Here is a 19,042-nt window from a genome sequence, read left to right as displayed (position 1 = left end):
ATGGCCTCGACCGACTCCGACCAGCGTCTGCTCTCCCCGCAGGCGGTCTCGTTCCTCGCGCTCGTCGCCCTGCCCGTGCTGGCGTTCGTGTGCGCCGTGTTCGGGCTGATCCTCGTGCTGCAGGGCAAGACCCTCGCCGGGCTGGTGTTCCTGCTCGTGCTGACCCAGGTGTTCGCCGTGGGCGGTCTCATCGCGTGGAACAAGCGGAAGCGCGCGCAGCAGGGCCGCTAGCCTGGAGGGCATGACTTCCGCTGCCCCCGCATCTGTGAACGCCCCCGACGCGGCCGCCGTGCCCACCGTGGGCCTGGTCGGCTGGCGCGGCATGGTGGGGTCCGTCCTCCTGCAGCGCATGGCCGAGGAGGGCGACTTCGCCCGTATCCATCCCGTCTTCTTCTCCACGTCCAACGCCGGCGGTCCCGCGCCCGTGCTCGAGGGCATGGCCGGTGACCCGGGCGTGCTCCAGGACGCGTACGACGTGGACGCGCTCACGGCCCTGCCCGTGATCCTCACCGCGCAGGGCGGGGACTACACGCAGGCCGTGTACCCGAAGCTGCGCGCCGCCGGCTGGGACGGCATCTGGATCGACGCCGCCTCCACCCTGCGCATGGCGGACACCTCCGTGATCGCGCTGGACCCCGTGAACCGCGGCGTCATCGACGCCGCCCTGGCGAACGGGACGAAGGACTTCATCGGCGGCAACTGCACCGTCTCCTGCATGCTCATGGGCCTGGGGGGCCTGTTCAAGGCGGGCCTGGTCGAGTGGGGCACCGCCATGACCTACCAGGCGGCCTCCGGCGGCGGCGCCCGGCACATGCGCGAGCTGCTCACCCAGTACGCCGAGCTGGGCGGCGCGGTGCGGGCCGAGCTGGCCGATCCGGCGTCGGCGATCCTCGAGATCGACCGCAAGGTGATCGAGCTGCAGCGCGGCGGCCTGGACTCGACGCAGTTCGGCGTGCCGCTGGGCGGCTCGCTGATCCCCTGGATCGACTCCGACCTGGGCGACGGCGTCTCCCGCGAGGAGCGCAAGGCCTACGACGAGACCAACAAGGTGCTCGGGCTGACCGGGGCGGACCGGATCCCGTTCGACTCGCTGTGCGTGCGGATCGGCGCCATGCGCTCCCACTCGCAGGCCCTCACCCTCAAGCTCACCCAGGACGTGCCGCTGGACGAGGTCGAGCAGATCATCGCCGCGGACAACGAGTGGGTGCAGGTGGTGCCGAACACCAAGGAGGCCACGGTCACCGACCTGACCCCGATCGCCGCGACCGGCACCCTGCAGATCCCCGTCGGCCGGCTGCGCAAGCTCAACATGGGTCCCGAGTACCTCTCGGCCTTCACCGTCGGCGACCAGCTGCTGTGGGGTGCGGCCGAGCCCGTGCGTCGCATGCTGATGATCGCCACCGGCAACCTCTGAGTCGCGGCGCCGGCGCGGCGGCGCGCACCCGGCCCCGCTCCGGCCCCCGTTTTCGTTCGGGAAACGGCGGGTGCTCGGGCGTTGTCGTTCGGGAAACGGCGCCCGCGCCGCCTCGGGGCGCCGTTTCCCGAACGAAAACGCTCCTGGGGGAGCCGTTTCCCGAACGAAAGTGAGGGGTCAGAGGCTGGTGCCGATGATCATCGGCTCGGGGTGCAGCTCGACGCCGAAGCGTTCGCGCACGCCGTCGCGCACGGTGCGCGCGACCGTCAGGACGTCCTCGGTGGTCGCGTCGCCGCGGTTGGTCATGGCGAGGGTGTGCTTCGTGGACACCGACGCGCGGCCCCCGGCCAGGCCGGTGCCGTCGGCTCCGCGGCCGTCCGGCCCGCCCTCGCGGGGGGCGACCTCGGGCAGCCCGAAGCCCTTCGCGAAGCCCGCGCGATCGATCAGCCAGGCCGCCGAGAGCTTCACGAGCGGCGTCCCGTCCTCGGCCTGGCCGGCGGCGAACGCCGGGGCGCCGTCGGGCAGGGAGGCCCGCACGGACGCGGGCACGATCGGGTTTGTGAAGTAGCTGCCCGTGGACCACGTGTCCGGGTCCGCCGGATCGGACACCATCCCCTTGGCGGCGCGCAGGGCCAGCACCTCGCGGCGGACCACCGCGAGCGGGGCATGGGCGCCCTCCTCGACGTCGAGCGCGGCCGCCAGCTGCCCGTAGCGGACCGGCACCGTCGGCTCGGCGTCGGAGGAGGCGCGACGCAGCCGCAGGTCGATCGAGAGCACGATCCACCGGGGACTCGGCGCGCCGGTCTCCAGCATGGAGCGCTTGATCACGGAGTCGCGGTAGCCGAAGCGCAGGTCCGCGGGCGTCAGCTCGACGACGTCGCCCGCCTCCCGGTCCCACGCGCGCAGGGCGACGAGCACCTGCGAGACGTCCGCGCCGTACGCGCCGACGTTCTGCACGGGCGTCGCGCCGGCCGAGCCCGGGATGCCCGAGAGCGCCTCGATCCCGCCGAGCCCGTGCGCCACGGTCCATGCGACGGCGTCGTCCCACGGGTGGCCCGCCGCGATCCGCACGACGACGGCCTCCCCCTCGTGGTCCGCGGACCGGGCCCCGTCGCCGGCGGGCGGCGTCTCGCCCTCGCCGGGCAGCGGCCCGTCCAGCACGTGGATGCCCTCGAAGGCCAGCCGCACGACGGTGCCGGGGAAGCCGGCGTCCGCCATGAGGGTGTTGGAACCGCCGCCGAGGACGAACAGGGGCTCGCCCGCCGCGTCGGCGGCGCGCACGGCCTCGATCGCCTCGGCCTCGGTGCGCGCGGTGACCCACGCGCGCGCAGGCCCGCCGACGCGGGTGGTGGTGTGGTCCGCCAGCCGCTCGCTCACGCGCTCTCCCCCGCGGGGTCGGCCAGACGGACCACGGCCTGCGCCTTGGTCAGCACGCGCGGCTTCGCCGCGTCCGGGTTGGTGACGTTCAGGTCGATCCGCACGGTCCCGGCGGCCTCGTCCACGGCGCCGACCGTGCCGACGACCTCGAGCGTGGCGCCGGGGACGGGCGCGCCGTCGTCGTCCGTGCGCCCCGTGGTGTCCGCGACGGGCACCATGCCAGTGAAGCGGGTCTGGTAGTCGACGACGGCGCCCGGGTCGCCCGCCCAGTCCGAGACGAGCTGCACGGCCGCGCCCATGGTGAGCATCCCGTGGGCGATGACGCCGGGCAGGCCGACGTGCTCGGCGAACGACGGGGACCAGTGGATCGGGTTGCGGTCGCCGGAGGCACCCGCGTAGGCGACGAGGTCGGCGCGGGTGAACGTGACGGTGCGCGTGCCGACCACCTCGCCCCGGGCGAGGTCGGACAGGCGGGGGGCGGTGCTCATCAGGACTCCTCTCCCCGGACCAGCAGGGTGGACGTGACGGTGGAGACGGCCGCGCCGTCCAGATCTGCGATCTCGGTGACGGTGGTGACCATGCGGTTGCCGCCGAGGGACTTCACGGCCTCGACCCGCACGGTCGCCACGACCTCGTCCCCGGCCACCAGCGGGCGGTGGTGGACGAAGCGCTCGTCCGCGTGGACCACACGCGAGAAGTCGATCCCCAGCTCAGGATCGGCGACGACGGCGGCCTCGGCGCGCTGCGCGATGACGACGGCGAAGGTCGGCGGGGCGACCAGGTCGGCGTACCCCAGGGCCCGGGCGGCCGCGACGTCGTGGTGCGCGGGATGCTGGGCCTGCACGGCCTCGGCGAAGGCGCGGACCGCCTCCCGGCCGACCTGGAAGGGGGGCGCGGGCGGATAGCTCCGCCCGGCGACGTCGGGGTTCACGCTCAACTCGGGCCTCCTGCGGGACGGTTCTCGACTGCCGTCCAGCCTAACGGCCGGGGCGCCGCTCCCCCTGCCGGCGGGCGGCCTGGCGGAAGCGCACGAGCTGGGCGGACAGGTGCACGGCGACGCCCGCGCCGAGCACGCCCAGGGCGGTCCCGGAGACGGCGAGGCGTCCGGTGGTGCCGCCGACGACCGCCAGCACGATGCCCACGAGGAACAGCGCGGAGCCGGTCAGCACGAGGGTCCGGTACAGCCGGGAGCCGTGCTCCCACGGGGAGACGAAGCCGCGGGGCGCGGCGGTGCCGCGGGTGGGCTGGTGGGCGGGGCGACGCGTGGACATGCCCGCCAGGCTACCGGGGCGACGGACGGGGCCCGGAACGCGAAAGGACCCGGCCCCTCCGAGGAGGTGACCGGGTCCGTCCGATTCCGTAGCGGCGGGGGGACTCGATCCCCCGACCTCACGATTATGAGTCGTGCGCTCTAACCAGCTGAGCTACGCCGCCACGACACGAGAACGCCCGCACTCACGGTTTTCACGCCGCGAGGGCGGGCTCTCATGTCAGAGCCCCGACCGGGAATCGATCCCGGGACCTCCATCTTACCAAGATGGCGCTCTACCACTGAGCTATCGGGGCAACGAGGTGAGACTCTACCAGGGCCCCGGGGCCGATGCAAAATCGGCCCCGGGCACGGCCTCCGGCGGGGTCCGCACCCCGGCCGGATCAGCGGCGGGCGCCCCGATCCGAGCGCTCCTGGGCGCCCCAGCGGGGCTTGCGGCCGCCGGGGCGTCCCCCGCGGTCGCCACGGAAGCCGCGGTCGTCCCGGTCCTTGCGGAAGCCGCCACGATCCTCGCGGGAGCCGCGGTCGTCCCGGTCCTTGCGGTACCCGCCGCGCTGGCCGCCGTCGCGGTCCCCGCGGAAGCCGCCGCGCTCGCCGCGGTCCTTGCGGAAGCCGCCGCGGCGCTCACCGCGGTCCTCGCCGTCGCGCTCGGCGCGGGTCGGGCGACCGGTGTCCTTGCGCAGGCCGAGGCGACGGCCGTTGATCTCCGCGTTGGCCGCGGCCTCGAGCTGGGCCGAGGTCAGGTCCGCCGGCAGCTCGACGAGCGAGTGGTTGCCGCGCAGGTCGATCGCGCCGATGGCCGAGGCGGGCAGGCCCACCTCGTTCGCCAGCGCGCCCACGATGTTGCCCGGCCGCACGCGGTCCTGGTGGCCGACGGCGATCCAGTACGTCGCGTTGCCGGCCGCGGGCTCCCGGGCCGGGCCACGCGAGCCGCGGCCGTCACTCGTGCCGCGCTCACGGCCGCCGTCGCGCCCACCCTCGCGGCCGCCGTCGCGGTCCTTGCGGCCGCGGGCGCCGCCGGACGGGATCTCCTGCTCGCGGGCCAGCAGCGGGCGGCCGCCCTGGGCCATCATGCCCAGTGCGGCGGCCACGCGCGCCGGCTCGGCCTCGTGCTCGTCGACGTACGCGGCGACGATCTCGCCGAACACCGCCAGCTCCTCCTCCGAGGCGCGCTCGAGGGTGCGGGTGATGCCGTCGGCGAAGCGGCGCTTGCGGGCCGCGTTGACGTCGGCGACGGAGGGCACGGCCATCTCCTCGACCTGCTGGCGGGTGGTCCGCTCGATCTGCTTGAGCAGGAAGCGCTCACGCGGGGTCATGAAGAGTACGGCGTCGCCCTGTCGGCCGGCGCGGCCGGTGCGGCCGATGCGGTGCACGTAGGACTCGGCGTCCTGCGGGATGTCGTAGTTGACCACGTGCGAGATGCGCTCGACGTCCAGGCCGCGGGCGGCGACGTCGGTGGCCACGAGGATGTCCACGCGGCCGGCCTTCAGGTCCTCGACGGTCTTCTCGCGCTGCTTCTGGGCGATGTCGCCGGAGATGGCCACGGCCTTGAACCCGGCGCGCGTGAGCTTCTGGGCGAGCTCCTCGGTGCCGGCACGGGTGCGCACGAAGGCGATGACGCCGTCGTGCTCCTCGGTCTCGAGGATCCGGCTCAGGGCCTCGAACTTCCACTGGTGACCCACCTGCAGGTAGCGCTGGCGGATCGTGGCGGACGTCGTCGACTGACGGGCGACGGCCATCTCCTCCGGGGCGTTCAGGTACTGGGCGGAGATGCGGCGGATGGCCGGGGGCATGGTGGCGGAGAACAGCGCGGTCTGCTTCGTGTCCGGCGTGGAGGCGAGGATGCGGTCCACCTCCTCCGCGAAGCCCATGCGCAGCATCTCGTCCGCCTCGTCCAGCACGAGGGTCTGCAGATCGGAGAGGTCCAGCGAGCCGCGCTCGAGATGGTCGATCACGCGTCCCGGCGTGCCGACGACGACCTGCGCACCCCGACGCAGTCCGGCCAGCTGCGGGCCGTACGGGGAGCCGCCGTAGATGGCGAGCACGGAGACGTCGTCGAGGTGCTTGGCGTAGCTGTCGAAGGCGTCGGCCACCTGGAGGGCGAGCTCGCGGGTCGGGGCGAGCGCGAGCACCTGCGGGGTGTCCGCGCGCCCGGTCACGTCCGTGGTCTCGGCGAGGCGGGACAGGGCCGGCAGCGCGAACGCACCGGTCTTGCCGGTGCCGGTCTGGGCCAGGCCCACGACGTCGCGGCCGTCCAGCAGCAGCGGGATGGTCGCCTCCTGGATCGGCGAGGGGCGGGTGTAGCCCAGGTCTTCGACGGCGGCCAGCACGCGGGCGTCCAGGCCGAGGTCCAGGAAGGTGGGGCCGGCGGGCTCGGCCGGGGCCTCGGGCTCGGCGGCGTCGACCTGCGAGACGGTCCCGGTGGCCTCCTGCTCGGCTTCGACGAGCTCGGGGGCGGCCTCGGCGGTGGTCTGGGGATCGAGGATGTCGGACATGGGTCCTCCTGTGGGGATGCGCGGGCGCACGCCGGAGGACGTCGGTCGCGGGTCGACGTCGTGGGGCGCAGGGGCCAGCTGGGTCAGATGATTCCGTCCACCCGGCAGCCCCCGAGGGCCACGACGTTCGTGGCCCGCACACACATCTGCACAGACATCTGCAGTCCGGCGTGGCACACGCGTCCACGCTCACTCATCACAGGGGAAAGACCGGATCCGGTCTGATCAGTCTACGCCACCGGGCTGCGGGGTGGGCTGTGCCCTCGGACACCCCGGTCGCTCACCGGCCGGGACGATAGGCTCGGCACGTGCCCCAGAACAGCGAAGACCGCCCCCTCGCCCGCGGGCTCGGCCGGGCCGCCGGCCGCGCCGCCCAGTCCTTCCGGGAGAGTCAGCGGGCCGACGACGCACGGCTGCGCGCCGAGCGCGCCCGCCTCACCGCCGAGGACGAGGAGCGCCTGGAACGGCGCCGCGCGGACCGCGAGCGCGACCTGGCCGCGCGGGACGCGGCCGAGTCCGACGCCGGCCTCGTCCACCCGCTCCTGAAGGTCGCGCGCCTCTACTGGCTCGCGGTCACCGTGGTGCTGGTCGGCATCGCGGGCGCGTTCATCTGGAACGGGGCCCGCGCACAGGACAGCGGCGAGCCCGTCATCGATCCGCTCACCGGCATGGAGTCGGTGGGCGTGCTGGGCGGCGCGACGGGGCAGTTCACGATGGGCACCGCCGTCGCCCTCCTGGCCGCGGCGTCCCTGTGGGGCTGGATCGGTCTGCTGCGCCGCCGTCGTTCGGCGATCGGGACCCTGACGTTCATCGCCGTCCTGCTGGCCGCCCCCGCGTTCCTGCGGGCCAACGGCCTGCTGATCATCCTCGCCGGCGTGATGCTCCTGGGCGCCGCGCTCGTCTGGCTGCCGCCCGTGCGCTCGCGCGTGCGGCGCTGAGCCCGCGCGTCCGGCCCCCGTCGCCGGGCGGCGGCGCCGCTCAGTCCTCTACGGGACGGGCGGAGGCGACGACGGGCCGGGCCGTGGCGACGTCGTACTCCATGACCTGACGGCCGCCGATCCACACGCGCAGGGCCCGCTGCATGACATCGAGTGGATCGCCGGACCAGAGCACCAGGTCGGCGTCCTTGCCCACCTCGAGGGAGCCGATGCGGTCGTCCAGCCCGAGCACGCGCGCGGGATGCAGGGTGATGGCGCGCAGGGCGGTCTCCCGGTCCAGGCCCTCCTTCACCGACAGCGCGGCCTTGTAGACGAGGAAGTCAATGGGCACCACCGGGTGGTCGGTGATGATGCTGATCTCGACGCCGGCCCGCGCCAGACGCCCCGGATTGCGCATCGAGCGGCCCCGCAGCTCCGGCTTGGACTTGGTGGTGAACAGCGGGCCGATCAGCACCGGCACGCCGCGGGCCGCGAGCTGGTCGGCCAGCGGGTGCGCCTCGGTGCCGTGGTCCAGGACGAGGTCGTAGCCGAACTCGTCGGCCAGGCGCAGGGCGGTGGCGACGTCGTCGGTGCGGTGGCAGTGCTGGCGCCAGGGGATCGTGCGCTCCAGGACGAGGGCGAGGGCGTCGAGGTGGGGGTCGCGGGTGAAGGGCTTGTCCTCGCGTTCGGCCTCCGCACGGCGGGCCATGTAGCCCTGCGCCCGCAGGAACGCCTCGCGGATCACGAGGGCGGTGCCCAGCCGCGTGGACGGCGTGCGGCCCTTCTCCTTGTAGACGTTCTTGGGGTTCTCGCCGAGGGCGGACTTCACGCCCGAGGGGCTGCGCAGCACCATCTCGTCCACGGTGCGTCCGTGGGTGTGCAGCGCCACCGCCTGGCCGCCGATCGGGTTGCCCGAGCCGGGGTTGACGTTCACGGTGGTCACCCCGCCGGCCAGGGCGTCCTTCCAGCCCGGCTCGTTCGGGTCGACGGCGTCGATCGCCCGCACCCCGGCCATCACTGGGTCCGTCATCTCGTTGACGTCCGCGGTCGCCCCGACCTCGCCCTCGGCGTGCATGCCGAGGTGGACGTGGGCGTCCACGAAGCCGGGCAGCAGCTAGCGGCCCTCGCAGTCCACGACGTCGGCGCCGTCGGGTGCCTGGACGTCGGGGCCGAGCGCGGTGATCCGGCCGTCCTCGACGAGCAGGGCGCCGTCGAACGGCTCGGCGGCGACGGGGACGACATGGGCGTTGACGAAGGCGGTGAGGGTCATGCCCGTCACACTACGCCGCCCCGTGCTCCCCACCCGTGCGCTTTGGGGGCGGTTTCGGGCGGTATCCGCGTCGGATACCACCCGAAACCGCCCCCAAACCTCTGACACGGACGTCGGCGGGTCAGAGGCTGCCCAGAGCCCGCTCCAGGTCCGCCACGAGGTCCTCGGCGTCCTCGATGCCCACCGACAGGCGCAGCAGGTCGTCCGGCACGGCCAGCTCGGTGCCGGCCACGGAGGCGTGGGTCATCTCCGCCGGGTAGTTCATCAGCGACTCGATGCCGCCCAGGGACTCGGCGAGCTGGAACAGGCGGGTCGACTCGGCCACGCGGCGGGCCGCCGCGGCGCCGCCGGACAGGCGCAGCGAGACCATGCCGCCGAAACCGCGCATCTGCCGCTGCGCGAGCTCGTGGCCGGGGTGGTCCGGCAGCCCCGGGTACAGCACCTGGGAGACCTCGGCGCGGCCGGTGAGCCACTCGGCGACGGCCTGGGCGTTGGCCTGGTGGCGGTCCATGCGCACGCCGAGCGTCTTGAGGCCGCGCGTGGTCAGGTACGCGTCCAGGGGCCCGTTCACGGCGCCCGCCGCGAACTGCTGGAACTTCACCTGCTCGGCGAGTGCGGCGTCCGGGATCACGAGCGCCCCGCCGATCACGTCCGAGTGGCCGCCGATGTACTTCGTGGTGGAGTGCACCACCACGTCCGCGCCCAGGGCGATCGGGGACTGCAGGTACGGCGTCGCGAAGGTGTTGTCCACCACGAGCAGGGCGCCGTGCGCGTGGGCCGCCTCGGCGACCGCGGCGACGTCGGAGATCTTCATCATCGGGTTGGACGGGGTCTCCAGCCACACCATGACCGGCCCCGCGGCGGCGGCGCGCTCGACGGCGGCGGCGACCTGCTCGGCGTCCCCCATGTCCACGACGACGTGCTCCACACCCCACGGGGCGAGCACGCGGGAGATGAGGCGGTAGGAGCCGCCGTACACGTCGTTGCCGAGCACGATCGTCATGCCCGGCCGGCCCGCGCCCATGATCAGCGCGGTCTCCGCGGCCAGGCCGGAGGCGAACGTGAGGCCGGTGGCCCGGGGGGCGCCGGACTCGTCGACGCCGGCCTCGAGCGCGGCCAGCTGCTCCTGCAGCGCGTCCCGGGTGGGGTTGGTGCCGCGGCCGTAGTCGTAGCCGCGCCGCAGCTCGCCGACAGCCGTGGGCGCGTACGTGCTCGAGAGGTGGATCGGCGGGACGACGGCGCCGAACACCTCATCCAGGTGCTGGCCCGCGTGCACGGCGCGCGTGCCGAAGCCTCCCCCCCGGGGGTGGGCGGCGTCTTCGGCGCCGGTGTCGGGGCTGGTGGCGTGCGGGTCCTCGTGGACGTTCTGCTCGGTCATCTCGGGAGCCTCCTCGGAGAGATCGGGTCGGGTGGGGCGGGCGCGGCCGGTGCGGCCGGCCTCAGGCGGTGACGTGGGCGAGGACGTCGTGCAGGGTGACGACGCCCTGGACGCGGCCGGCCTCGAGCACCAGCAGCACGGGGTCCTGGGCGAGGCGCCGGGCCACGGCGCGCAGCGGGGTGCGCGCCCCCAGGCAGGGCAGCACGGGGCCCATGACGTCGGCCACGGGGGTCTGCGCGGTGGCCCGCCCCTCAGCGAGGGCGTCCGCGAGCGCGGCGGTGGAGACGGTGCCGCGGACCTCGCCGATCCGCAGGTCGTGCCGGGGCTCGAGGATCACGGGCAGCGCGTCCACGCCGTACCGGTTCATGGTCGCGACGGCGTCCGCCACCGAGGTGGTCGGGGCCGCGGTGACGAGGGTGGGCACGGATCCCGGGAACAGGTCGGCCTTCTCGGTCAGCAGCTCCCCCGCCGTCGCGGACCAGCGGTCGGTCTCGGCGGGGGCGCCCGCGCGGGTCGCCGGCTCGGCGTCGGCGTGCTCGAGCACCTCGACGGGCGTGCCGGCCCCGCCGGCGGCCCCCGTGGCGCCGTCGTCGTCCGTCTGCGGGACCGCCGAGCGGGTGCGCCCGCGCGCCCACGCCGGCAGCACGGTCTCGCGGACGTCGTAGTCGAAGCCGCGCTCGTCCATCCACGGGTCGTTGAAGATCTTGGCGAGGTAGCCGCGGCCCGAGTCGGGCAGCACGATCACCATGACGTCCTCCGGGCCGAGCTCGCGCGCGGCGCGCAGGCCGGCGACGACGGCCAGACCGGAGGAGCCGCCCACGAGCAGGCCCTCCTCGGCGGCGAGGCGGCGGGTCATGGCCAGGGCCTCGGCGTCCTCGACGGCGATGACCTCGTCCGGGACCGCGGGGTCGTAGTTGTCCACCCACATGTCCTCGCCGACACCCTCGACGAAGTAGGGCCGGCCGGCGCCGCCGGAGTACACCGAGCCGCTGGGGTCCGCACCGATCACGCGGACGGGCCCGGACGGGCGGTCCGCCGAGACCTCCTTGAGATAGCGGCCGGTGCCCGTGATGGTGCCGCCCGTGCCGGCGCCCATCACGACGTGGGTGACGCGGCCGGCCGTGTCCTCCCAGATCTCGGGGCCGGTAGTCTCGTAGTGGGAGGCCGGGGCGGCGGGGTTGAAGAACTGGTTGGGCTGATAGGCCCCGGGGATCTCCCGCACAAGGCGGTCGGCGACCCCGTAGTAGGACTCCTCGGACGTCGGGTCCACGGCGGTGGGCGTGACGACGAGCTCGGCGCCGTACGCGCTGAGCACGTCCCGCTTCTCCTGACCCACCTTGTCCGGGGTGACGAACACGGTGCGGTAGCCCTTGAGCTGCGAGACCAGGGCCAGCCCCACGCCCGTGTTGCCCGAGGTGGGCTCCACGACGGTGCCGCCCGGGCCGAGCAGGCCCTCGCGCTCGGCCTCCTCGATCATCTTCAGCGCGATGCGGTCCTTCACGGAGCCGCCGGGGTTCAGGTACTCGACCTTCACCAGGACGGTGGCCTCGATGCCCTCCGTCACGGAGTGCAGCTTCACGAGCGGGGTGTGCCCGATCAGCTCGAGGACGTTCTCGGCGTACTGCATGGGCTGCGCAGGGGTGGGCGCGGGGGTCTGTTCAGTCACGCACCCCACGCTACGCCAGGGGCCGGACGCCGAAGGAGGGCTCCGGACACGCGGGGCAACGCCCGGCGTGCGCGCCGTCACGGCCGACGTCGTCATGTCCGGGCCCGGGTGTACGGTGCGGGCATGACCGCCCCGGACGCCGAGCGCCGCGTACGCGTGCCCGTCCCCGTGGACGTCGCGCTCACCCTGCGCCCCCTGCAGCGCGGTGCGGCCGACCCCACGGTCCGCGCCACACCGCAGGGCGTCTGGCTCACTCTGCGCTCCCCCGCCCCGGACGCGGCGTCGGGCGGGCCGGGCCGGCCGACGTCGTTGCTGGTCTCCGGCGTCCGGGAGGCCGCAGGGGGTGGCACCGCCGTGACGGCCCGCGCGTGGGGCGCGGGCGCGAGCGCCGCCGTCGCCGGCGTGGAGCGCCTGCTCGGCCTGCACGACGACGGCTGGGGCGCCTTCGATGCCCTGCTGCGGGCGGACTCCGGCGCGCCCGCGCTGCCGCGGCACGTGCGCGAGGCGCGGCGGACGCGGGCCGGGCTGCGGCTGCCGGCGGCGGGCGCGCTGTCCCGGCAGCTGCTCACCGCCGTGCTCGAGCAGAAGGTCACCCATGACCAGGCGCGGCACGGCTGGCGCACCCTCGTGCGGCTGGCCGCCCGGATCGACGGAGACGGGCCCGCCCCCGGCCCGGTGCCGCCGGGGATGCTGCCGCCGCCGACCCCGGCCGCCGTCCTGCGGATCCCCTCGTGGGACTGGCATGCGCGGGCCTGGGTGCAGCCCTCCCAGTCACGGACCATGCTGGAGGTCGCCCGGCGGGCCGCGAGCATCGACCGGCTCGGCGACGCGGTCGCCCCCGGGGACACGGCCGGGGTGGCCGCGCTGGCCCGGCGCCTGGAATCGGTGCCCGGGATCGGGCCGTGGACCACGGCCGAGGCGCTGCAGCGCAGCCACGGGGCGGCGGACCTCGTCTCCGTGGGCGACTACCACCTGGCGCAGTACGTGGGGCAGGTCCTCACGGGACGCCGAACCGACGACGCCGGGATGCTCCGCCTGCTCGCGCCGTGGGCCGGGCACCGGCAGCGGGTGGTGCGGATGATCGGGCTCTCCGGAGAGCGCAAGCAGGCGTTCGGGCCCAAGCTCGCCCCGGCCGACCACCGCACCCACTGACGCGACGCCGGGTCGGCCGGGGCCGTGCCGGCGCGTGCGCGCGACCCCTCCGCTCCTGCACAGGCCGCTGCTCCCGGCGTGTCCTCCCCAGCCCCGGCCGGGCCCGACCGGCCGCCCGCCCCGGGTTCCTAGCGTGGGCGATGCCGCCCCGACCGGTGCGGCGCCGCCGGGACCCTGATGAGTCCCCACCCGGGAGGAGACCGCCATGACCACCGCCTTCGAGCCCCGCCCGCACACCGCCGCCGCCCCGCGCGAGCCCGACCCGCACGGCCCCGGCACGCCCGGCTCCCTGCGTCCGGGCGAGCGCGGCTCCGTGCTCATCGTGACCCGCCACCCCGACCCGGACGAGGCCATGCGGCACGCGATGGCCTGGATCACCGCCTTCGAGGAGGACTGCGGCCTCGTGCTGGACACGGACGAGACCGCGCTCTACGCCGTCGGCCGAGCGGGCGACCTGGGTGAGGCCCTGCGTCGCGGCCCCCTGGTCCACGAGGACGGCAGCCCCGCCGACACCTCCGCGTTCGTGGACGCGGTGCTCACGGACGGCACGTGGCGCCTGCGCGACGCCGACCCGCGGGCGTGGTCGACCACGTACCGTGCCGCCATCCTGGGCGCCGCCCCCGAGGCGGTCTGCACCATCTGGGACGTGTTCCCGCTGCCCGCCGCCTGAGGGTGACGGCCGCCGTCAGCCCACGCTCTGGGCCTGGGCCTGGGCCTCGGCCTGGACGACCTTCGCGCCCTCTTCGCGCAGCTCGACCTTGCGGACCTTGCCGGAGACGGTCATGGGGAAGGCGTCGAGCACGCGGACGTAGGCCGGGATCTTGAAGTGCGCGATCCGGCCCGTGGCGAACTCGCGGACGGCGTCCACGGTGAGCGGCTCGACGCCGTCCTTCATGATCACGCAGGCCATGAGCTGCTCGCCGTACTTCTCGTCCGGCACGCCCACCACCTGGACGTCCTGGATGTCCGGGTGGGTGTAGAGGAACTCCTCCACCTCGCGCGGGGAGATGTTCTCGCCGCCGCGGATCACGAGGTCCTTGATGCGGCCCTCGATGCGCACGGAGCCGTCCTCGTCCATGGAGGCGAGGTCGCCGGAGTGCATCCAGCCGTCGGCGTCCAGCACCTCGGCGGTCTTCTCGGGGGCGTCCCAGTAGCCGAGCATCACGGAGTAGCCGCGGGTGCACAGCTCGCCCGTGGCCCCGCGCGGGACGACCTCACCGGTGGCGGGGTCCACGATCTTCGTCTCCACGTGGGGCATGGTGCGGCCGACGGTCTGGGTGCGCACCTCCAGGGAGTCGTCGCGGCGGGTCATGGTGGACACGGGCGCGGTCTCCGTCATGCCGTAGCAGATGGCGACCTCGGACATGTGGAACCGGTCGATGACCTTCTTCATCACCTCGACGGGGCACGTGGAGCCGGCCATCACGCCGGTGCGCAGCGTCGTCAGGTCCAGCTCGTCCGCCTCGGGCCGGGCGAGCATGGCGATGAACATCGCCGGCACGCCGTACAGGCTCGTCGCGCCGGTGGCGGCCACGGCCCGCAGCGCCGAGACCGGCTCGAAGCTGCGCGCCGGGATGACGGCGAGCGAGCCATGGGAGACGGTGGCGATCACGCCGATCACCATGCCGAAGCAGTGGAAGAACGGCACCGGGATCACCACGGTGTCCTCCTCCGTGTAGCCCAGCAGCTCGCCGATGTGGAAGCCGTTGTTCAGCACGTTGCGATGCGTCAGCGTGACGCCCTTGGGGAAGCCGGTGGTGCCCGAGGTGTACTGCAGGTTCACGGGGTCCGCCGGCCGGGTGGCGGCCTCGCGCGCGGCCAGGTCCTCGTCCGAGACCCGCGCGGCCCCGGCCAGGAAGGCGGCCCACGTGCCCTCGGCCACGGGATCGGCGGCGTGCCGGCCGGCCACGTCACCGTCCTGCACGTGGGCGTAGGCGTCCTCGCCGCTCCCGGCCGGCAGCATGATCAGCTGCCGCAGGTGCGGCGCCGACTCACGGGTCACGGCCCGCGCGGTGGCGGGCGGGTCCATGCGTGCGTCCGCGCAGGCCACCACCAGCCCGCGCATGTCGCACTGCTCGACCACGTACGTCAGCTCGTGGGCGCGGTACGCCGGGTTGAGGTTCACGAGGATGACGCCGGCGCGTGCCGCGCCGTAGAGCAGCGAGACCCACTCGGCGACGTTGGGGCTCCACATCCCGATCCGGTCCCCCGCCTCGTAGCCCGCAGCCATGAGCGCCTTGGCCACCGTCACGGACTCCTCCCGCAGCTGCCCGTAGGTCCAGGTGCGTCCGGTGGCAGGGTCCCCGTCCGGTCCACACTCCAGGAGGGCAGCGCGGTCGGCGAACCGGCGGGCGGTGTCGTCGAGGTTCTGGGCCAGGGTCTGCTCGAGCAGCTCGACGTCGGTCGGTCCCTGGGTGAAGGACTCGGGGGCGGTGGACTCGGTCATCGGGCGCTCCTCGCGGACGGTCGGGCGACGCCGCACGGCGTCACGATGCACGGCCGTGCCGCCGCCGGACCGCGGAGGGCATCGGGTGTGACACGGACCACAGGCAGGCTACGTCGCCTGGCGGGAGGCCGCCACCTCCCGGGGCGGGGACGCGGGGTGTGCCACGGCCCCGGACGGCAGAAGACCCCGGGACCGTACGGTCCCGGGGTCTTCGTTCCGGTGGCAGATACTGGATTCGAACCAGTGAAGGCAGTGCCAGCTGATTTACAGTCAGCCCCCTTTGGCCGCTCGGGAAATCTGCCCTGCCACCCGGCGGCTGCCGGACGTCTCGAGGACGACCGCACCGGTCGGGCGAGAGTCCACTGTACAGCATCTCCGCGCCACGCCGCCAATCGGCCCGGGACCGCGTCCGTCGTCCCCGGTAGGCTGGCCCGCAGAGCGCTCCGCGCGGCCCCGCAGTGGCCGTCGACGACGGGCGCGCCCCGTCCGCAGACCCTGAAGGAGAGCACCCGTGGCCAGCGATTCCACGTTCGACGTCGTCAGCAAGGTGGACAGCCAGGAGGTGTCCAACGCCCTGAACCAGGCGCAGAAGGAGATCGCCCAGCGCTACGACTTCAAGGGCGTCGGCGCCGAGATCGACTTCTCCGGCGAGAAGATCCTCATGAAGGCCTCCTCCGAGGAGCGCGTCAAGGCCGTCAAGGACGTGTTCGAGTCCAAGCTCGTCAAGCGCGGCATCTCCCTCAAGTCCCTCGACGCCGGCGCCCCGTTCGCCTCCGGCAAGGAGTACCGCATCGAGGCGACCATGAAGGAGGGCATCGACCAGCCCACCGCGAAGAAGATCACCAAGCTGATCCGCGACGAGGGCCCCAAGTCCGTCAAGGCCCAGATCCAGGGGGACGAGCTGCGCGTGTCCTCCAAGTCCCGCGACGACCTGCAGTCGGTCATCGCGATGCTCAAGGACTTCGAGGACGCGGACCTGCAGTTCGTGAACTTCCGCTGATCCGCACGCCGTCTCCCCTCCGAGCCCACCAGGAGTCCCCATGCTGTACCTGATCGACCCTCGCGGGGCCGTGTGGTCCGCCGACACCACGATCGGCCGGGCGCGGGCCCGGGCCCGCGTGGACGGCCGCCCGGTCGACGACCTGAAGTTCACCAAGGCCGCCATGCTCCTGACCTTCGAGGACCATGTGGACCTCGCGCTGCGTCACGGCATCGCCGCCCCGCGCGGCCTCCTCCTCGACCACGGGTTCGTGGCCCAGGTGCTCGCCCCCGCGAACCTGAAGGCCCAGCGCGCCAACCAGGACGCGATCGCCGAGCAGCTCGCGGTGGTGGAGCGTCGCACGGAGGACGTCGGATCGCTGCGCTCCCACCGGCACGCGGCCGCCTACGAGGGCGCGGACCAGGATCTGGAGCGCCGCATCAAGAAGGCGGAGGAGGCGGCCCGCGAGACGCTCCAGGCGGCCCCGGACGAGGACCTCGTCCGCCACTGGACGCGCCTGGGCGGCGCGGTGCCGGCCACGCTCCAGGCCGACCGCGACCGCTGACCCGCCGGCCGCCGTCGTCGTGGTGGCTCCCGTGGACGGCGGCTCAGGCTGCCGCGAGCCAGACGTTTCGGCGGTTTCGCGGCCCGATCTGCAGCAGAATCATCTGGCTCACGGGCAGAAACGTCTGGCTCGGCGCTCCTCGGCGGTCGCGGGCTCGCAGCCTCCCGCCACGGAACCCCGCGCCCGCTCAGGGTGTGGGGTTCCGCGCGTCGTAGCGCAGGAAGCCGGGCTCCCACCGCATCAGCGCGGTCACGCCGAGCATGCACAGCACACCGCCGGCCAGCAGGGTCGGCCCCTCCCCCAGGCCCACGGAGGCGCCGCCGGTGAGCAGCTCGCCCAGGCGCGGCCCGCCCGCCGCCACGACGACGAACACGCCCTGCAGCCGGCCGCGCAGGTGGTCCGGGGTCGCGGACTGCAGGATCGAGCCGCGGAAGACGCCGGAGAGCGAGTCCGCGGCCCCGCCCACCGCCATGCACAGCGCGGCGAGGGCGAACGCGAGCGTGAGGCGGGGATCGCCGTCGGGCAGGGACTGCGCCCACCACACCACGCCGCCGAACGCGGCCACCGCCGCGCCCCACACGAGGATCGAGACGTACACGCCCCAGCCCTGCGCATGCAGGCGTGTGAACGGCGCGGAGAACAGCCCCGCGAGGAACGCGCCCGCCGCCATCGCGGCCAGCAGCACCCCGACGGCGGCCTCACCGCCGCCGAGCACCACGGCGCCGATGGCGGGCAGCAGGGCGCGCGGGAACGCCGTCGTCATGGCCACGATGTCCGCCAGGAAGGTCATCCGCAGGTTCGGTCGCGAGCCGAGGAAGCGCAGGCCCTCGACCACCGAGGCCAGGCCCCAGCGCGCCCCCGAGGCGGGCGCGGCCTCGCCCCGCTGCGGCGGCAGGGACGGCAGCCGCCACACGGCGTACAGGGCGGCGAGGAAGGTGACGACGTCGATCGAGTAGGTCCACGCGTAGCCGACCGCCGCCACGAGCACGCCGCCCAGCACGGGGCCGACCATCAGGGCCACGGAGAACGTCATCATGTTCAGCGCGTTCGCCGCCGGCACGAGCGGCAGGCCCACGAGCGCGGGGATGATCGCGCCGCGGGTGGGCTGGTTGATGCCGGACGCGCCGGAGTGCAGGGCCACGAGGGCGTACAGCACCGGCACCGACTCGAGCCCGGCCCAGGCCTGCGCGGCGATGCCGACCGTGGTCAGCCACATGACGGCCGACGAGGTCAGTGCGACGCGGCGGCGGTCGTGCCGGTCCGCGATCGCGCCGCCGTACAGGCCCGCGACCACGAGCGGCACGAGCGCGGCGAGGCCGAGCAGGCCCACCGCGAACGAGGAGCCGGTCAGGGCGAACACCTCGAGGGACACCGCCACGAGCGTGAGCTGCGTGCCCACGTACGCGAGCGTGTTGCCGAGCCACAGCCGCCGGTAGGCGGGTGAGACCCGCAGCGGGGTGATGTCGACGAGGAGGCGGGCCACCCCGGAAGCCTAGCGCCGGGGCGGCCAGGGCCCGCCCCGGATCAGACGGTCGGGACGGAGGCCCCGTCGCGGGAGATGCGGGTCATCTCCTCCCGGTCCACGACCTTCACCCGCTCCCGCGCCACCGGACCGGCCTCCGTGGCCCGCGCACCCAGGGACTTCTCATGGTCATCCAGAGCATGCCAACCGGCCCACGTCGTGTACGGCACCTCACGGGACTCGAGCAGCTCGATCACCGACTCCTCGGAGGGCTCCTGGGCCGTCCACAGCCCCGGCTCGTCCTCGATCAGATGCTTGATCGTCTCCAGGGAGTCACCCTTGGTGTGCCCGATCAACCCCACGGGGCCGCGCTTGATCCAGCCGGAGGCATACAGGCCGGGGACGGGGGCGCCGTCCGCGTCGAGCACGCGGCCCTGCGCGTTCGGGATCACACCGCGCACCTCATCGAACTCCACCCCCTCCACGGGCGAACCGAAATACCCCACCGCCCGGTACACCGCCTGCACCGGGTAGTCCACGGTCTCCCCCGTCGGACGGACCCCACCGGAACCGTCCAACTCCATCCGGCGCATCCGCAGGCCGTCCACCCGGCCGTCGCCGTCCTCGTCCAGGAACTCCTCCGGGGCCTGG

General features: G+C 74.1%; 16 protein-coding genes, 3 tRNA genes and 2 pseudogenes. 7 read left to right on the top strand and 14 right to left on the bottom strand.

The genetic code is table 11. The annotated features are described in order from the left end of the window. A complete protein-coding gene (locus tag ACTSKS_RS01775; RefSeq protein WP_041103572.1) occupies positions 1-231 on the top strand; it encodes an NF038396 family protein in 231 nt (76 codons plus the stop codon). 10 nt (positions 232-241) lie between these two features. Further along, entirely contained in the window at positions 242-1,414 is a 1,173-nt protein-coding gene (gene asd, locus ACTSKS_RS01770; protein WP_442927231.1) for an aspartate-semialdehyde dehydrogenase, read from the top strand. Between the two features lie 177 nt (positions 1,415-1,591). Here asd and ACTSKS_RS01765 read toward each other — a convergent pair whose 3' ends face one another. The 7 genes from ACTSKS_RS01765 to ACTSKS_RS01735 form a co-directional block, all read right to left on the bottom strand. Next, positions 1,592-2,791 (bottom strand): UDP-N-acetylmuramate dehydrogenase, encoded by a 1,200-nt coding sequence (locus ACTSKS_RS01765; protein ID WP_101965855.1) that lies wholly within the window; start codon positions 2,789-2,791, stop codon positions 1,592-1,594. After that, on the bottom strand, positions 2,788-3,279 hold the full coding sequence (locus tag ACTSKS_RS01760; protein ID WP_078025942.1) for a MaoC/PaaZ C-terminal domain-containing protein: 492 nt from the start codon (positions 3,277-3,279) through the stop codon (positions 2,788-2,790). The genes ACTSKS_RS01765 and ACTSKS_RS01760 overlap by 4 nt, the downstream gene beginning before the upstream one ends. Continuing rightward, positions 3,279-3,728 carry an FAS1-like dehydratase domain-containing protein gene (locus ACTSKS_RS01755; protein ID WP_357011977.1) on the bottom strand — a complete coding sequence of 150 codons (450 nt, stop codon included), beginning with the start codon at positions 3,726-3,728 and terminating at the stop codon, positions 3,279-3,281. The genes ACTSKS_RS01760 and ACTSKS_RS01755 overlap by 1 nt, the downstream gene beginning before the upstream one ends. 40 nt (positions 3,729-3,768) lie before the next feature. Next, positions 3,769-4,062 carry a hypothetical protein gene (locus ACTSKS_RS01750; RefSeq protein WP_041103577.1) on the bottom strand — a complete coding sequence of 98 codons (294 nt, stop codon included), beginning with the start codon at positions 4,060-4,062 and terminating at the stop codon, positions 3,769-3,771. A gap of 89 nt (positions 4,063-4,151) precedes the next feature. Continuing rightward, a tRNA-Met gene (locus ACTSKS_RS01745) sits at positions 4,152-4,225 on the bottom strand. A 60-nt stretch (positions 4,226-4,285) separates the two neighbouring features. Then, positions 4,286-4,357: transfer RNA gene (locus ACTSKS_RS01740), tRNA-Thr, on the bottom strand. A gap of 87 nt (positions 4,358-4,444) precedes the next feature. Further along, positions 4,445-6,556, bottom strand: a complete 2,112-nt coding sequence (locus ACTSKS_RS01735) for a DEAD/DEAH box helicase (RefSeq protein ID WP_442927230.1) — start codon at positions 6,554-6,556, stop codon at positions 4,445-4,447. A gap of 308 nt (positions 6,557-6,864) precedes the next feature. Here ACTSKS_RS01735 and ACTSKS_RS01730 point away from each other — a divergent pair, with 308 nt between their 5' ends. Next, positions 6,865-7,494, top strand: coding sequence for a hypothetical protein (locus ACTSKS_RS01730; RefSeq protein WP_270618402.1), 630 nt, complete (start codon positions 6,865-6,867; stop codon positions 7,492-7,494). A gap of 40 nt (positions 7,495-7,534) precedes the next feature. Here ACTSKS_RS01730 and ACTSKS_RS01725 read toward each other — a convergent pair. The 3 genes and pseudogenes from ACTSKS_RS01725 to ACTSKS_RS01715 all read right to left on the bottom strand — a co-directional run bounded on the left by ACTSKS_RS01725 (position 7,535) and on the right by ACTSKS_RS01715 (position 11,748). Then, positions 7,535-8,743: pseudogene (locus ACTSKS_RS01725) on the bottom strand (amidohydrolase). A 121-nt stretch (positions 8,744-8,864) separates the two neighbouring features. Further along, the gene (locus ACTSKS_RS01720) at positions 8,865-10,121 is read right to left on the bottom strand and encodes a cystathionine gamma-synthase (protein WP_270618403.1); all 1,257 of its coding nucleotides are present in this window, start codon (positions 10,119-10,121) and stop codon (positions 8,865-8,867) included. 61 nt (positions 10,122-10,182) lie between these two features. Then, positions 10,183-11,748, bottom strand: a complete 1,566-nt coding sequence (locus ACTSKS_RS01715) for a pyridoxal-phosphate dependent enzyme (RefSeq protein ID WP_095694884.1) — start codon at positions 11,746-11,748, stop codon at positions 10,183-10,185. Between the two features lie 162 nt (positions 11,749-11,910). Here ACTSKS_RS01715 and ACTSKS_RS01710 point away from each other — a divergent pair, with 162 nt between their 5' ends. Together ACTSKS_RS01710 and ACTSKS_RS01705 are read left to right on the top strand one after the other, a co-directional pair. Next, complete coding sequence (locus ACTSKS_RS01710; protein WP_270618404.1) at positions 11,911-12,939, top strand: DNA-3-methyladenine glycosylase family protein; 1,029 nt, start codon at positions 11,911-11,913, stop codon at positions 12,937-12,939. 205 nt (positions 12,940-13,144) lie between these two features. After that, positions 13,145-13,609: a hypothetical protein gene (locus ACTSKS_RS01705; RefSeq protein WP_144819821.1), complete on the top strand. Its 465-nt coding sequence runs from the start codon at positions 13,145-13,147 to the stop codon at positions 13,607-13,609. A gap of 15 nt (positions 13,610-13,624) precedes the next feature. On the opposite strand, the gene ACTSKS_RS01700 is transcribed toward ACTSKS_RS01705, so the two are convergent. Continuing rightward, entirely contained in the window at positions 13,625-15,385 is a 1,761-nt protein-coding gene (locus tag ACTSKS_RS01700) for an AMP-binding protein (protein WP_270618405.1), read from the bottom strand. A gap of 220 nt (positions 15,386-15,605) precedes the next feature. Beyond that, positions 15,606-15,687, bottom strand: a tRNA-Tyr gene (locus ACTSKS_RS01695). Positions 15,688-15,896: 209 nt separating this feature from the next. Here ACTSKS_RS01695 and ACTSKS_RS01690 point away from each other — a divergent pair. Together ACTSKS_RS01690 and ACTSKS_RS01685 are read left to right on the top strand one after the other, a co-directional pair. Further along, on the top strand, positions 15,897-16,385 hold the full coding sequence (locus tag ACTSKS_RS01690) for a YajQ family cyclic di-GMP-binding protein (protein ID WP_002856881.1): 489 nt from the start codon (positions 15,897-15,899) through the stop codon (positions 16,383-16,385). A 40-nt stretch (positions 16,386-16,425) separates the two neighbouring features. After that, complete coding sequence (locus tag ACTSKS_RS01685) at positions 16,426-16,929, top strand: hypothetical protein (RefSeq protein WP_036317679.1); 504 nt, start codon at positions 16,426-16,428, stop codon at positions 16,927-16,929. A gap of 187 nt (positions 16,930-17,116) precedes the next feature. On the opposite strand, the gene ACTSKS_RS01680 is transcribed toward ACTSKS_RS01685, so the two are convergent. Both ACTSKS_RS01680 and ACTSKS_RS01675 read right to left on the bottom strand, forming a co-directional pair. Further along, positions 17,117-18,412: an MFS transporter gene (locus ACTSKS_RS01680; RefSeq protein ID WP_049145128.1), complete on the bottom strand. Its 1,296-nt coding sequence runs from the start codon at positions 18,410-18,412 to the stop codon at positions 17,117-17,119. A gap of 41 nt (positions 18,413-18,453) precedes the next feature. Further along, positions 18,454-19,042 (bottom strand): annotated as a pseudogene (locus ACTSKS_RS01675) (pyridine nucleotide-disulfide oxidoreductase); the annotation flags it as partial.

It is taken from the genome of Micrococcus sp. TCR-5 (assembly GCF_052220525.1).
GTDB lineage: Bacteria > Actinomycetota > Actinomycetes > Actinomycetales > Micrococcaceae > Micrococcus > Micrococcus luteus.
This window is presented reverse-complemented; position numbering and strand designations above follow the sequence as displayed.

Coding starts and splice junctions, on each gene's coding strand:
- ACTSKS_RS01775 (WP_041103572.1), top strand. CDS start 1: ATGGCCTCGACCGACTCCGACCAGCGTCTGCTCTCCCCGCAGGCGGTC.
- asd (WP_442927231.1), top strand. CDS start 242: ATGACTTCCGCTGCCCCCGCATCTGTGAACGCCCCCGACGCGGCCGCC.
- ACTSKS_RS01760 (WP_078025942.1), bottom strand. CDS start 3,279: ATGAGCACCGCCCCCCGCCTGTCCGACCTCGCCCGGGGCGAGGTGGTC.
- ACTSKS_RS01750 (WP_041103577.1), bottom strand. CDS start 4,062: ATGTCCACGCGTCGCCCCGCCCACCAGCCCACCCGCGGCACCGCCGCG.
- ACTSKS_RS01735 (WP_442927230.1), bottom strand. CDS start 6,556: ATGTCCGACATCCTCGATCCCCAGACCACCGCCGAGGCCGCCCCCGAG.
- ACTSKS_RS01720 (WP_270618403.1), bottom strand. CDS start 10,121: ATGACCGAGCAGAACGTCCACGAGGACCCGCACGCCACCAGCCCCGAC.
- ACTSKS_RS01715 (WP_095694884.1), bottom strand. CDS start 11,748: ATGCAGTACGCCGAGAACGTCCTCGAGCTGATCGGGCACACCCCGCTC.
- ACTSKS_RS01710 (WP_270618404.1), top strand. CDS start 11,911: ATGACCGCCCCGGACGCCGAGCGCCGCGTACGCGTGCCCGTCCCCGTG.
- ACTSKS_RS01705 (WP_144819821.1), top strand. CDS start 13,145: ATGACCACCGCCTTCGAGCCCCGCCCGCACACCGCCGCCGCCCCGCGC.
- ACTSKS_RS01700 (WP_270618405.1), bottom strand. CDS start 15,385: ATGACCGAGTCCACCGCCCCCGAGTCCTTCACCCAGGGACCGACCGAC.
- ACTSKS_RS01685 (WP_036317679.1), top strand. CDS start 16,426: ATGCTGTACCTGATCGACCCTCGCGGGGCCGTGTGGTCCGCCGACACC.